This window comes from Paraburkholderia phenazinium (assembly GCF_900100735.1).
Lineage (GTDB): Bacteria > Pseudomonadota > Gammaproteobacteria > Burkholderiales > Burkholderiaceae > Paraburkholderia > Paraburkholderia phenazinia.
The window spans coordinates 242,642-254,376 of record NZ_FNCJ01000012.1; the positions used below are offsets into that span (position 1 = coordinate 242,642).

Sequence of the window (11,735 nt, forward strand, 5' to 3'; positions counted from 1 at the left end):
GACCGGCCGGCCCCCTTTAAGCCTCGTCTTCAGGCGCCATAAACGCGCGCATGAAGACGAGCGCACCCCATCCCCACATGGCATTGGCTGCGAAACCGACCGCAAGGCGCGGCAGCATGTTGCCGCTCGGCCAGATGCCGCGCAGCGGGTCGACCACGAACACGCTCGCTGCGGTGAGCGCGATGCCGCCGAACACGAACGCCTCGATCCACGGCGCACGGCGCTCGGGCGCGACGCGCAACAGCCACGCCATCAATACCGCCCACACGGCGCTCCAGATCGCATTCGCAATGAATTCGGGCAGGCCGAGCGGCTGGAACGGCGCGGTCGAGAAGCCGGCCAGATCGATCAGCCCGGCGGCGTGCAGCAACGCGAGTGTCGATTCGTGAAAGAACAATGAGGCCAGAAAACCGGACACGAACGGCAGGATGATTTTTTGCATGCGGTGCGGCGCCAAGGGCTCGGGCGGCGTAACAGGTGCGAAAAGATGCGAAATGCAACCCGGGCCGGATTATCGAAAGACGCGTCATTATATAGACGCTCTGTCCGATCCGAGGCGAGCCGCCGTATGCTACAGCGTCGGGCTAATCACGAAAGTGGAAAACCTAAGCTAAAAAAAATCGTTCAAAAGCCCGGGGCCGATCCATAGACTGCTTCTTCATGTAGACGGCATTGCCGCCGTCGCCCATTTATCGTGCGCCGTCGAGGTGCACGTTTCGTCAAGGGAAGCAGTCGCGATGTCCTGTTTGAAGCCGAACGCCATCCTTTCCGCTGCGGCGCCTTTGCGCTGTCGGCTCTGCTGCTAGGCCGCTGCTCGCACAACTCGCGCGGCTTGCGGTCCGCAAGACTTGCCGTCCCGATCTGTCGTTCGGAGCCAGGCCGCACGGCCGGGTGAAATTCTCCCTGTGAGCGCGCCGATCCGTTGGCCCCCGTCAATCCATCCAGTCTCGAACAAGCAGGAGCAGTCAATGAATGTGTTCTGGTTCATCCCGACTCACGGCGACAGCCGCTACCTCGGTACGTCCCAAGGCGCACGCGCAGCCGATTACGACTATTTCCAGCAGATCGCCGTCGCCGCCGACACGCTCGGCTACGAGGGCGTTTTGCTGCCCACCGGCCGTTCATGCGAAGACGCCTGGGTGGTCGCCTCGAGCCTGATCGCTGCGACGCGGCGCCTGAAGTTCCTCGTGGCGATCCGTCCGGGCATCACTTCGCCTGGACTCGCGGCGCGCATGGCGTCGACCTTCGACCGGCTCTCGGGAGGTCGTTTGCTGATCAACGTCGTGACGGGCGGCGACGCGGCCGAGCTGGAAGGCGACGGCGTGTTCGTCAGTCACGACACCCGCTATGAGATCACCGACGAGTTCCTGCACATCTGGCGTAAGACGCTCACCGCGGCGCACACCAACGATACGATCGACTTCGAGGGCAAGCATCTGAGCTCGAAGGGCGGCAAGCTGCTGTATCCGCCGGTGCAGAATCCGCATCCGCCGCTGTGGTTCGGCGGCTCGTCGCCGGCCGCGCATGAGATGGCCGGCGAGCATATCGACACCTATCTCACCTGGGGCGAACCGCCCGAGGCGGTGGCGAAGAAGATTGCCGACATTCGCGCCCGTGCCGACAAGCATGGCCGCAAGATCAAGTTCGGGATTCGCTTCCACGTGATCGTGCGCGAGACCGAAGAGGAAGCCTGGGCAGCGGCCGATAAGCTGATCAGCAAGCTCGACGACGAGACCATCGCTCGCGCTCAAGCCTCGTTTGCCAAGATGGATTCGGAAGGGCAGCGCCGCATGGCCGCGTTGCACGGCGGCAAGCGCGGCAGCCGTCAGGACCTCGAGGTCTATCCGAACGTATGGGCCGGAGTGGGGCTCGTGCGTGGCGGAGCGGGAACGGCGCTGGTCGGCAGTCCTGAACAGGTGGCGGAGCGCATGAAAGAGTACGCGGAGCTGGGTATCGAGACCTTCATCCTGTCCGGCTATCCGCATCTGGAAGAGTCGTACCGCTTTGCCGAACTGGTGTTTCCGCTGTTGCCGAACCGCAAGCGCACGAGCGCGAGCGGACCGCTCTCCGGGCCGTTCGGCGAGATCGTCGGCAACAACTATTTGCCGAAGGTCAGCGCAAGCTGATTGCGGCGGGGCGTGCTGGAACGTGCATCGACGGCGTGACGAAAAAGCGCCGGCCTGCCGCATGCTTCCGGCGCCCGCGGCCCCTGTTTGGACACCAAGTGGAGTAAGCGATCATGGCTCAATCCAATGCAACTGAAGGCACGTGGCGACGGCTCGGCGGACACCTTGCGCCGTGGGTCGCGCCGCTCGCGATCCTGCTCGCGTGGGAATTCGCTGCGCGCAGCGGCCTGCTCTCGACACGCGTGTTGCCGGAACCCCTCGCAGTGGTGAAGGCGGCGTGGTCGCTGATCCAGTCGGGCGAAATGTGGGCGGACGTCAAGGTCAGCACGTGGCGCGCGGTCTCGGGCTTCGCCGTGGGCGGCAGCATCGGCCTCGCGCTCGGCCTCGCGACGGGCCTTTTCAAGCCGATCGAGGTGGCGCTCGATTCGACCGTGCAGATGGTCCGCAATATCCCGGCGCTGGCGATGATCCCGCTCGTGATCCTGTGGTTCGGGATCGAAGAAGAGGCGAAGGTGTTCCTCGTCGCGCTCGGCGTGTTCTTTCCCATCTATGTGAATACCTTCCACGGCATCCGCTCGGTGGATGCCAACCTGATCGAAATGGCACGCAGCTATGGCGTGAAGGGCGTGCGGCTGTACTGGGACGTGATTCTGCCAGGCGCGCTGCCGTCGATCCTGGTCGGAGTGCGCTTTGCGTTCGGCCTGATGTGGGTCACGCTGATCGTCGCGGAAACGATCTCCGCGCAATCGGGCATCGGCTACATGACGATGAACGCCCGCGAATTCCTGCAGACCGATGTGGTGGTGGTCGGCATTCTGCTGTACGCCGGCCTGGGCAAGCTGGCTGACCTGCTGGCGAAGACGCTCGAGCGCGTAACGCTGCGCTGGCATCCGGCTTATCAACGAGGAGCGAAGGTATGAGCGCCACGACCTTTTCGACGAGCTTTGGCGGTATCGCGGGCGCCGATCTCGAGGCGGAACTGGCGCAGCCGCGCACGCTCGATCGCAATGCGGAAGAGGCTGCCGAGGGCGTGGCCGAGGGAGCGCGGATTCACGCTTCCGCAGCGCTGGCGCGGCAAACCCCGCGCAGCGCGGACCACGCGGTGGAGTTGCGCGGCGTCGGCAAGCAGTATGGCAAGCGCGCGGTGCTGAACGATTTCAATCTGTCGATCGAGCGCGGTAGTTTTGTGGCGATCGTCGGCCGCAGCGGCTGCGGCAAGTCCACTTTGCTAAGGCTCGTCGCCGGACTCGAAAAGCCGACTGCCGGCGTGCTCGAAAAACGCACCGAGGATGGCCAGCCACTCGACACCCGCATCATGTTTCAGGACGCGCGGCTGTTGCCGTGGAAGAGTGTGCTGCAGAACGTGATGCTCGGTCTGGGTCGCGGCGCGCGCGAGGATGCGCGTGCGGTGCTCGCCGAAGTCGGTCTGCTCGAGCGCGCCAACGACTGGCCGGCCCAGTTGTCCGGCGGCCAGCGTCAGCGGGTGGCGCTCGCGCGGGCGCTGGTGCACCGGCCGCAGTTGCTGCTGCTGGACGAGCCGCTTGGGGCGCTCGACGCGCTTACCCGTATTGAGATGCATGCGCTGATTGAACGCCTGTGGCGCGAACATCGCTTTACCGCGTTGCTCGTCACGCACGACGTGCATGAGGCCGTGGCGCTCGGCGACCGGATCCTGCTGATCGAAGAAGGGCGGATTGCGCTCGATCAACCCGTGCCGCTCGAGCGGCCTCGCGCGCGAGCCTCGGCGGGCTTTGCCGCGCTTGAAGAACATGTGCTGCAGCGGGTGTTGAAGACTGCGCCGAACGACGATGCACTGGCGCCCCGCGCAGCCGATTCCCTTGACGACGGCCGCATTGTGCGGCCGACCGAAGTCCGTTGGGCTGTCTGACCTTCTTTGCCTGGCCGCTTTTTATCGATCTACTGGAGTCACAAGATATGACCATTTCCGCAATCAACGTACGTAATCAGTTCAAAGGCAAGGTGAAGGAAATCATCCGCGGATCGGTCGTATCCGAAGTCGATGTCGAGACGCCGTTCGGCATCGTGACGTCTGTGATCACCACCCGTTCGGTCGACGAACTCGACCTGAAGGTCGGCTCGGAAGTGGTGGCGCTGGTGAAGTCGACGGAGGTGTCGATCGCACGCCTGTGAAGCCGCGCAGCGCGTGCCTTGTTGCACGCCGCCCGCCGGCGGTGCCGCCGTCCTGCTGGCGGTCACGCTAGTTTGCGGCGGCCTGCGGGTCTGTCCGCCTTAACGGCCCTTCTTGGTCGTCGGACATGGAAACGCCGCCTGCAGCGAGCGCAGGATGGCGAGACCGACCGGGAAATCATCGGACAGCCCTGGGTGATTGGTGAAAAACTCGTCGAGCAGCGGATACACCGTCTGCGGTCCGATGGGCAACTGCTCCGGCGGGCAGAAAAGCGGCGCACGCTTCTTCGCGATCAGATCGCCGTTAGCCCATCCCAGCTCATTCAATGCGCCCGTGATATAGGCGGCATACACCGAATTGTTGTCGACGTGTGCCCATTGCTTATATTGCTGGGCCGTCATCTCGGCGCTCGCGTTGAGCGTGAAACATGCCGTAAGCAAGCTCAGCGCAAGTGTTCGTATTCTTAACCGCATTGTTGCGTCCTCATACCCTGATGTTTAACCGCCTATTGTAGGTCAGGCGGCGGTTCTGTCGCAGCCGCGATAAAAAAGGCCCACCAGGGGAAGTGGGCCACAAGAGTGAGAAGTAAAAATCCTCTCAGGGAAGAGGAGCGCTTAGTGTAGGGCGTCGTGCGGTGAATTGGGTTTCAGGGGCGATTACATGCCTTACGGTTTCTAACGCGGTGGGAGGCGTTGGCTGGGTTGGGTTTTGTGTGGCGCGGATGGTGCGGGTGATGATGCATAACAGCTTGGATTGGTCTACGTATGTAGTAATCCTGAGTTAATCTCACGCCGGTTACTTCATGATTTCACTGCGGGAGAGAGGTCGGGAACATTATTTGCTGCCCATCTGGTTAGGGTTCGTTCAAGGGAGCGTTCGCAACATGCCGGACGCGAGAACGACCTGACCGTAGGGGGAGGAATAATGCGAAAAAGAGTTCTCAGTGGATTGCTGGCCGGCGCCGCGGGGTTGCTGGCGGTGCCCGGCCTGGCGTTCGCCCAGGCGCAGGCATACACCAATAGTCCGGTGAATCTATATGCCGGTCCAGCGGATGATTACCCCGCGGTGTCGCAGTTGCCGGCCGGTGCGCCGGTCACGGTGATGGGCTGCGTGAGCGGCTACACATGGTGCGACGTGGCGTTGCCGGATCTGCGGGGCTGGGTCTATGCAGGCAATCTTAGCTACCCGTATCAGGGTAGCAATGTGCCTATCCTGACCTACGGGACGGTGATCGGCCTGCCGGTGGTGACCTTCTCGATCGGCGCGTACTGGGGCAGCTATTACCGCGGACGGCCCTGGTACAACAATCAGGAGCATTGGGCGCATCATGCTCCACCGCCACCGGGGCCTCCGCCCGGGCGCGGCGGGCCACCGCCGGTGGCTCATGGCGGCCCGCCTCCGGCGCATGGCGGGCCTCCTCAGGGTCCGGGCAATCCGGCGCCGGCGCATGTCGCTCAGCCGCCGATGCATGCTGGTCCGCCACCCGGACATGGCGGCCCTCCACAGGAGCAACACGGTGCGCCACCACCCATGGCGCATGGCGCTCCACCGCAGCCCCATGGTGGTCCGCCGCCGGGCCACGGTGCTCCTCAGCCAGAGCACGGCGGAGGAGGCGGTGGACACGACGACCATGAGCAGCACAACTAGGGGATTGTTGGTGCGTGGAGATGGCGCGGAGGGCTGTCTCCCGAGTGACTTCGCTGAAGCGTTTTGATGCCGACACCTTCATTGCAACGGTGTCGCATAGCATCAATGCAATTGCGCACTACGCGATGAAGGCTGCAAGGTTAGAGATCAGCGGACGGCAGCCCGAATTCAATTCAGAAATTCGTTTTCCCATTCCGGCTAAAGGAACATGGAAAGAGGCACTGCGCTTGGGGAGGTGAAACGAAAGAAGAAAGTGGGGTGGCTGATGGGACTCGAACCCACGACGACAGGAATCACAATCCTGGACTCTACCAACTGAGCTACAGCCACCACTGGTACATCTATCTGCTTGGCTTGCCGAGAACTGGCTTGCCGATCAAGAAGCGAGATTATACAAACATGATTTGCGTTTGCCTAGCCCTTTATTCAAACATTTCTGTCGGCTCGCGCAGATGCTGTCTTGCTTCGTCGAAAATGGCGAGATCGCGTGCGGCCAGTTTCTTGTTGTCCGAGAGCACGCGGCGCCAGCCACGCGCACCCGCTACGCCGCGATAGAGTCCGAGTGCGTGACGCGTGATCGCGCCGAGGAAGGTGCCGCGCGCGAGTTCGGCTGCGCAATATTCGATCAGCTTTGCTTCGGCCTGCTCGCGCGTGAGCGGGACTTCGGTCGAGCCGTAGAAGCGCGCATCGACATCGGCCAGCACATACGGGTTGTGATAAGCCTCGCGGCCGAGCATCACGCCGTCGACGTGCTGCAGATGCATCTCGACCTCGTCGAGCGTCTTGATGCCGCCGTTGATGATGATCTCGAGCTGCGGGAAGTCGCGCTTCAACTGATACGCGTAGTCGTACTTGAGCGGCGGGATCTCGCGGTTCTCCTTGGGGCTGAGGCCCTTCAGAATCGCATTGCGCGCATGCACGATGAACACTTCGCAGCCGGCGTCCGCGATCGTGCCGACGAAGTCACGCACATAGCCGTATTCTTCCACTGCGTCGACACCGATCCGATGCTTCACCGTCACCGGCACCGACACCGCGTCGCGCATTGCCTTCACGCAATCGGCGACGAGCTGCGGCTCGTTCATCAGACATGCGCCGAAGGCGCCGCGCTGCACCCGCTCTGATGGGCAACCGCAGTTCAGGTTGATCTCGTCGTAGCCCCATTGCTCGCCGAGCTTTGCCGAGCGCGCGAGGTCGTCGGGTTCGCTGCCGCCCAGTTGCAGCGCGACCGGCGCTTCGTCTGGGGTGAACGCCAGATGCCGCGGCACGTCGCCGTGCAGCAGCGCGCCGGTCGTCACCATCTCCGTATAGAGCCAGGTGTGGCGCGACAACGTGCGATGCAGCGAACGGCAGTGGCGATCGGTCCAGTCCATCATCGGAGCGACCGAGACGCGACGGGGATTGGCGGGTAGAGCGAGGGACATGTAAGAACGGCCGGCGGCATGAATCAAACCGCAATTTTACCGCAAGCGGGCGCTTGCCCTGCCGTGCTTGCCCGGGACCGCAAGTGAGCGGGTTCGTGCAGGCATGTGACAAACAGAAGAAGGGCCAGAAGAAAATCGGCAGGGTCTGCCGAGCAGCCGTTCCTGACCCCATTGTCAACCCCACCAGACAAGGCGCAAGCGGATTGTTTCCATCTTGGGAATAGTAATTTCAGATTATCGGTACAAATTATTGATAGTAGGGGAATACACTTACTCCATCGACGTTGCAGACATACCGAACCGGCCCATGTCGCAACGCCTTCCTGAACCGAAGTCTGAAACGAATCCTGGAGTCATCATGAAGAACAAGCTTATCGCCGCTTTGCTGGTTGCCGCTTCCGCCACGCTCGCCGCGCCCGCTTTTGCTAGCGGCTATGGTCCGGCACCGTTCTACCGCCCGGCAGTCGGCGCACCGGCATCGCAACAAGGTCAGAACGCGCAGACCGTTGCTGCAGAGCACGGCGAGCAAGCCGGCAACGCATACGGCGGCGTGAACGCCAACTCGTCGCAATCGGGTGCCCGCCAGGCAGCCAACGGCCCGCAGTCGGTTTTCTTCGGCCACTAATCGGGACCGAGCCGGGCGTTCGTTACGAACGTCCAGCCACAACGCCAGATCGTGCAGGCATCCGTCTGCGCCATCTGGCGTTTTTCATGGTCCGGCGTATACGAACAAACGCGAACAAACGCGAACAAACGCGAACAAACGCGGACCAGGCGCGCCGGGATTGCCGCGCGGCCGGGTGGATCAATCGCAATCGCCAGACAAATACTGTCGGCCGTTGCAGGTGATCTCGACATCGCCGCTCGCCGCTTCCGTGGCGAGTCCCAGGCCGAGCAGTTCGGCGGTGATCGTGGGTGAGAGCGGCGGCGCAAGCTGACCGACGCCCACTTCGTTCAGCCGTCGCAACGCTTCGATGGCTTCTGGACTCAATGACTTCGACATGGCCGTCTCCGTCGTGGTACTCAATTCATCCTAGCACTTTCGATTGCCCCCGCAGGGACGGTTAACCCGCTCGATGCTTCAAACACCAGGTTCGCGCCATCTGTCCCTACGGCATCGTATTTCAAGCTGAGTGCCGCCCGATCTCCCGCGTCTTTGATTTCCCACCCCATTTTCTTTGCGTAACAGTTCGTGAAATTTGGAAATCAACTCATGGCGCATTCCTGCTAAGTTTCTCCTCCATGAGCAGGCCGTGAATCGCACGGTTTCGCGCGAAACGCGCAGTCCCCGTTTCGCCCGCTGCGTCTTTCAGTTTTCAGCAACGACATCTGGCCGTCCATGACGCACGATACACAGCCGGCTACCGCGGAAGAGTTGTTCGCCCGTGGCAATGCCTGCGCCGAACGCGGCGAGTTCGAGAACGCGCTCGACTGTTTTGAACAGGTTCGCCTCCAACGGCCCGCGGACCCGGGGGTGTACAACAACCTCGGTTCGACCTTTGTCAGGATGGAGCGCTTTCCGGAAGCCATGCAGTGCTACTGGCAGGCGCGCTCGCTCGACCCGAACAATGCCGATATCCATCACAACCTCGGCTGGGTTCTCGAGCAGATGCACCGCCTGGAAGAGGCGGTGCTCAGTTACCAGCAGGCGGTGCAGCTGGGTAAGCTCGTCGACGGTTCGTACAACAACATGGCGAACTGCCTGCAATCGCTTGGACGGTTCGACGAGGCCCATGCGGCCTACCGTCGTGCGATCGAGATTGCGCCGCAGAGCATGGTGTATTACCGGAATTTCGTGCAGTCGAAGCGCATGACGCCTGACGATCCGTGTTTCGTCTCGCTGCAGCAACTGGCTGGGCGTGCCGATTCGCTGAGCCCCGACGATCAGGCCCAGATGCATTTCGCCATGGGCCATGCGTTGGCCGATATGGGGCAGAACGATCGCTCGTTCGAGCATCTGCTGAAAGCCAATGCGATGTATCGCCATAGCGTCAACTACAACGAAGCGATGACGCTGGGCCTGTTCAACGATCTTCCGCAACTGCTGAGCGCAGACGTGTTGCGGGCAAAACGGGGCTTGGGCGATCCCGCCGATTCGCCGGTTTTTATTGTCGGCATGCCGCGCTCCGGTTCGACACTGATCGAACAGATTCTGGCAAGCCATCCGCAGGTATACGGCGCGGGTGAGCGGCCGGATTTCGGCAAGGCGCTGATGCAGGCTCTCGCCCGTAGCGACGCCGATCAGGAAAAGCTCAACTTCGACGCGATGCCCACGGTGACTTCCGCACAACTGGCTCCGCTCGGCGCCGACTACGTGCGGCGCATTCGCGCCGAGGTGCCGGATGCCTCGAGCTACCGGCGCATCACCGACAAGTACCCGTTCAATTTCATCAACGTTGGGTTGATCCATCTCGCGTTGCCGAATGCCCGTTTTATTCATAGCCGGCGCTCGCCGATTGAAACCTGCCTGTCGATTTACTCGCGGATTTTCCAGGACGTGCCGTTTGGCTATGACCTCGGCGAGCTGGGCCGGTACTACCGCGCTTACGACGCCTTGATGGCGCACTGGCGGCAGGCGTTGCCCGAAGGGGTGATGATCGAGGTGCAGTACGAGGACCTCGTCGACGACCTCGAGGGGAACGTGCGCCGCATGCTGGCGCACTGCGGACTCGATTGGGACGAGCGTTGTCTCGCGTTCCATCAGACGCGGCGCCAGGTCAATACGGCGAGTGCGTCGCAGGTGCGCAAGCCGCTGTTTCGCACTTCGCTGGAACGCTGGCGTCCCGCGGCCGAGCTGATTCAGCCGCTCTACGACGGGCTCGGGCCGGCGTTGCTTGACGCAGAGCGCAAGCGTGGTGCGGTATGACGCCGGCGCTGCACGGAAACAATCTGATTCGGAGTGCGATTGATGAAGCTCGTTGAGATGAACCGTAACGCCGGCGGTGCGGTGATCTGGATGACGGGGTCGTTCGACGCGCCCGTCGATCCCGATCTCTCGATCGAGACCGACCGGCTCAGCGTCGACGAAGGTGTCGGGCAACTGATTGCGTATCTGGCGGCCACTGGGGTCGTGCCTGGGACCTTGCCTGACGTGTCGCAAGAGAGCGGCTCGCGCTGGGAACCGCGGGCGCGCTTCGGCCGCTGAACTGCTGCGCAAGTCGAGGGGCTGGGTGGCGCCTCGACTTTCCTGGCAGCCCGTCTGCGGCTCCAGCAAAAAACTTCCCCCTTCGGTTCGTTTCCGCTATACCTTTCGACAACTCAAACGAGGGGGAGAGGTGACGGGGCGATGCCAACACTGCCGATAAGTAAAACAAAGCCGAATGTCGAAGCGCTTATCTGGGCGGCCGACATAGCCGGCACATTCGTATTTGCGGTCGAAGGGGCGGTCAGCGCGATGCGCGGCGGCCTCGATCTGCTGGGAGTGATGGTCGTATCGTTCGTGGCCGCGCTCGGCGGCGGCGTGATCCGCGACCTGCTGCTCGGCGCGACGCCGCCGAGCGCAATCCGAGACTGGCGCTATCCGGCCCTGACGTTTGCGGCAGGTCTGCTGACGTTCCTGTTTCATTCGCTCGCGCAGCCGGTGCCAGCCATGCTGGTCACCGTGCTCGACGCGGCGGGCCTTGCGCTATTTGCCGTCGCCGGTGTGGAGAAGGCGCTGCTCTACAAGATCCGCCCGTTTGTGGCGATGCTGATGGGCACCATCACGGGGGTGGGCGGCGGCGTGATCCGCGACATCCTGCTGGCCCGCGTGCCGTTGGTGCTGCATGCTGACATCTACGCGACGGCGGCCTTTTTCGGTGCGCTGGTGGTGGTCGTGGCGCGCCGCGCCGGACTAGCGCCAGGTTGGGCCGCGTTGGTGGGCGGCGTGGCGTGCTTCGCGTTGCGCTTGACGGCGGTCGCGTTCGGTTGGCATCTTCCCAAGGCGACAGGCTATTGAGCCGGGCAGTGGGGCGTACGCTCGGCCCGTTTCCGACTGCAACGAGTCATCTCACCGCACTTCAATGCACGCCGGCGCGCCGTTCCACGAAACGCCGCACATAATCGTCGGCCGGACGCGTGAGGATCTCGTTCGGCGTGCCTTCCTGCACCAGCGTGCCGTCGCGCAGGATCGCGATGCGGTTGCCGATGCGCAGCGCCTCGTCCAGATCGTGCGTGATGAACACAATCGTCTTGTTCAGCGTGGCCTGCAACTGCAGCAACTGGTCCTGCATTTCGGTGCGGATCAGCGGATCGAGCGCGGAGAACGCCTCGTCCATCAGCAGCACGTCGGTGTCGGCGGCCAGCGCCCGGGCGAGGCCCACGCGCTGGCGCATGCCGCCCGACAACTCGTCGGGGTAGTGCTCGCCATAGCCGTTCAGCCCCACCTTGCCGAGCCATGTGCGTGCCTTT

Annotated in this window: 15 protein-coding genes and 1 tRNA gene; 10 read left to right on the forward strand and 6 right to left on the reverse strand. The window is 62.8% G+C overall.

From position 1 onward, the window contains the following. Positions 1-16: 16 nt before the first annotated feature. Positions 17-442: a hypothetical protein gene (locus BLQ92_RS25110; protein WP_090687775.1), complete on the reverse strand. Its 426-nt coding sequence runs from the start codon at positions 440-442 to the stop codon at positions 17-19. A gap of 526 nt (positions 443-968) precedes the next feature. Here BLQ92_RS25110 and ssuD point away from each other — a divergent pair. The 4 genes from ssuD (at position 969) to BLQ92_RS25130 (ending at position 4,277) form a co-directional block, all read left to right on the forward strand. After that, positions 969-2,126: an FMNH2-dependent alkanesulfonate monooxygenase gene (gene ssuD / locus BLQ92_RS25115; RefSeq protein WP_090687779.1), complete on the forward strand. Its 1,158-nt coding sequence runs from the start codon at positions 969-971 to the stop codon at positions 2,124-2,126. 113 nt (positions 2,127-2,239) lie between these two features. Continuing rightward, positions 2,240-3,046 (forward strand): aliphatic sulfonate ABC transporter permease SsuC, encoded by an 807-nt coding sequence (gene ssuC / locus BLQ92_RS25120; RefSeq protein ID WP_244106201.1) that lies wholly within the window; start codon positions 2,240-2,242, stop codon positions 3,044-3,046. Beyond that, positions 3,043-4,014 carry an ATP-binding cassette domain-containing protein gene (locus tag BLQ92_RS25125; RefSeq protein WP_090687782.1) on the forward strand — a complete coding sequence of 324 codons (972 nt, stop codon included), beginning with the start codon at positions 3,043-3,045 and terminating at the stop codon, positions 4,012-4,014. Before ssuC ends, BLQ92_RS25125 begins: the two co-directional genes overlap by 4 nt. A gap of 47 nt (positions 4,015-4,061) precedes the next feature. Further along, positions 4,062-4,277 (forward strand): TOBE domain-containing protein, encoded by a 216-nt coding sequence (locus BLQ92_RS25130; protein ID WP_054034589.1) that lies wholly within the window; start codon positions 4,062-4,064, stop codon positions 4,275-4,277. A gap of 99 nt (positions 4,278-4,376) precedes the next feature. Here BLQ92_RS25130 and BLQ92_RS25135 read toward each other — a convergent pair whose 3' ends face one another. After that, on the reverse strand, positions 4,377-4,676 hold the full coding sequence (locus BLQ92_RS25135) for a hypothetical protein (RefSeq protein ID WP_244106200.1): 300 nt from the start codon (positions 4,674-4,676) through the stop codon (positions 4,377-4,379). Positions 4,677-5,199: 523 nt separating this feature from the next. Here BLQ92_RS25135 and BLQ92_RS25140 point away from each other — a divergent pair. Beyond that, a complete protein-coding gene (locus tag BLQ92_RS25140; RefSeq protein WP_090687788.1) occupies positions 5,200-5,922 on the forward strand; it encodes an SH3 domain-containing protein in 723 nt (240 codons plus the stop codon). Between the two features lie 44 nt (positions 5,923-5,966). Beyond that, positions 5,967-6,161 (forward strand): hypothetical protein, encoded by a 195-nt coding sequence (locus BLQ92_RS39585; protein WP_143016663.1) that lies wholly within the window; start codon positions 5,967-5,969, stop codon positions 6,159-6,161. A gap of 15 nt (positions 6,162-6,176) precedes the next feature. Here the strand turns inward: BLQ92_RS39585 and BLQ92_RS25145 are convergent. After that, a tRNA-His gene (locus tag BLQ92_RS25145) sits at positions 6,177-6,252 on the reverse strand. Positions 6,253-6,344: 92 nt separating this feature from the next. Next, positions 6,345-7,346 (reverse strand): tRNA dihydrouridine(20/20a) synthase DusA, encoded by a 1,002-nt coding sequence (dusA, locus tag BLQ92_RS25150; RefSeq protein ID WP_090687791.1) that lies wholly within the window; start codon positions 7,344-7,346, stop codon positions 6,345-6,347. 358 nt (positions 7,347-7,704) lie between these two features. Between dusA and BLQ92_RS25155 the strand changes: the two genes are divergently transcribed. Beyond that, a complete protein-coding gene (locus BLQ92_RS25155) occupies positions 7,705-7,971 on the forward strand; it encodes a hypothetical protein (RefSeq protein ID WP_090687795.1) in 267 nt (88 codons plus the stop codon). A gap of 180 nt (positions 7,972-8,151) precedes the next feature. On the opposite strand, the gene BLQ92_RS25160 is transcribed toward BLQ92_RS25155, so the two are convergent. Further along, positions 8,152-8,349, reverse strand: coding sequence for a hypothetical protein (locus tag BLQ92_RS25160; RefSeq protein ID WP_090687801.1), 198 nt, complete (start codon positions 8,347-8,349; stop codon positions 8,152-8,154). Positions 8,350-8,685: 336 nt separating this feature from the next. Between BLQ92_RS25160 and BLQ92_RS25165 the strand changes: the two genes are divergently transcribed. From BLQ92_RS25165 to BLQ92_RS25175, 3 genes are all read left to right on the forward strand, one after another. Next, the gene (locus BLQ92_RS25165; RefSeq protein WP_090687805.1) at positions 8,686-10,212 is read left to right on the forward strand and encodes a tetratricopeptide repeat-containing sulfotransferase family protein; all 1,527 of its coding nucleotides are present in this window, start codon (positions 8,686-8,688) and stop codon (positions 10,210-10,212) included. 42 nt (positions 10,213-10,254) lie between these two features. Further along, positions 10,255-10,491 (forward strand): hypothetical protein, encoded by a 237-nt coding sequence (locus BLQ92_RS25170; RefSeq protein ID WP_090687808.1) that lies wholly within the window; start codon positions 10,255-10,257, stop codon positions 10,489-10,491. Between the two features lie 141 nt (positions 10,492-10,632). Next, positions 10,633-11,283, forward strand: coding sequence for a trimeric intracellular cation channel family protein (locus BLQ92_RS25175; RefSeq protein WP_090687811.1), 651 nt, complete (start codon positions 10,633-10,635; stop codon positions 11,281-11,283). 61 nt (positions 11,284-11,344) lie between these two features. Here BLQ92_RS25175 and BLQ92_RS25180 read toward each other — a convergent pair. Next, on the reverse strand, positions 11,345-11,735 hold a 391-nt coding region (locus BLQ92_RS25180; protein WP_143016664.1), incomplete at its 5' end, for an ATP-binding cassette domain-containing protein.

Coding starts and splice junctions, on each gene's coding strand:
- BLQ92_RS25110 (WP_090687775.1), bottom strand. CDS start 442: ATGCAAAAAATCATCCTGCCGTTCGTGTCCGGTTTTCTGGCCTCATTG.
- ssuD (WP_090687779.1), top strand. CDS start 969: ATGAATGTGTTCTGGTTCATCCCGACTCACGGCGACAGCCGCTACCTC.
- ssuC (WP_244106201.1), top strand. CDS start 2,240: ATGGCTCAATCCAATGCAACTGAAGGCACGTGGCGACGGCTCGGCGGA.
- BLQ92_RS25125 (WP_090687782.1), top strand. CDS start 3,043: ATGAGCGCCACGACCTTTTCGACGAGCTTTGGCGGTATCGCGGGCGCC.
- BLQ92_RS25130 (WP_054034589.1), top strand. CDS start 4,062: ATGACCATTTCCGCAATCAACGTACGTAATCAGTTCAAAGGCAAGGTG.
- BLQ92_RS25135 (WP_244106200.1), bottom strand. CDS start 4,676: ATGACGGCCCAGCAATATAAGCAATGGGCACACGTCGACAACAATTCG.
- BLQ92_RS25140 (WP_090687788.1), top strand. CDS start 5,200: ATGCGAAAAAGAGTTCTCAGTGGATTGCTGGCCGGCGCCGCGGGGTTG.
- dusA (WP_090687791.1), bottom strand. CDS start 7,346: ATGTCCCTCGCTCTACCCGCCAATCCCCGTCGCGTCTCGGTCGCTCCG.
- BLQ92_RS25155 (WP_090687795.1), top strand. CDS start 7,705: ATGAAGAACAAGCTTATCGCCGCTTTGCTGGTTGCCGCTTCCGCCACG.
- BLQ92_RS25160 (WP_090687801.1), bottom strand. CDS start 8,349: ATGTCGAAGTCATTGAGTCCAGAAGCCATCGAAGCGTTGCGACGGCTG.
- BLQ92_RS25165 (WP_090687805.1), top strand. CDS start 8,686: ATGACGCACGATACACAGCCGGCTACCGCGGAAGAGTTGTTCGCCCGT.
- BLQ92_RS25170 (WP_090687808.1), top strand. CDS start 10,255: ATGAAGCTCGTTGAGATGAACCGTAACGCCGGCGGTGCGGTGATCTGG.
- BLQ92_RS25175 (WP_090687811.1), top strand. CDS start 10,633: ATGCCAACACTGCCGATAAGTAAAACAAAGCCGAATGTCGAAGCGCTT.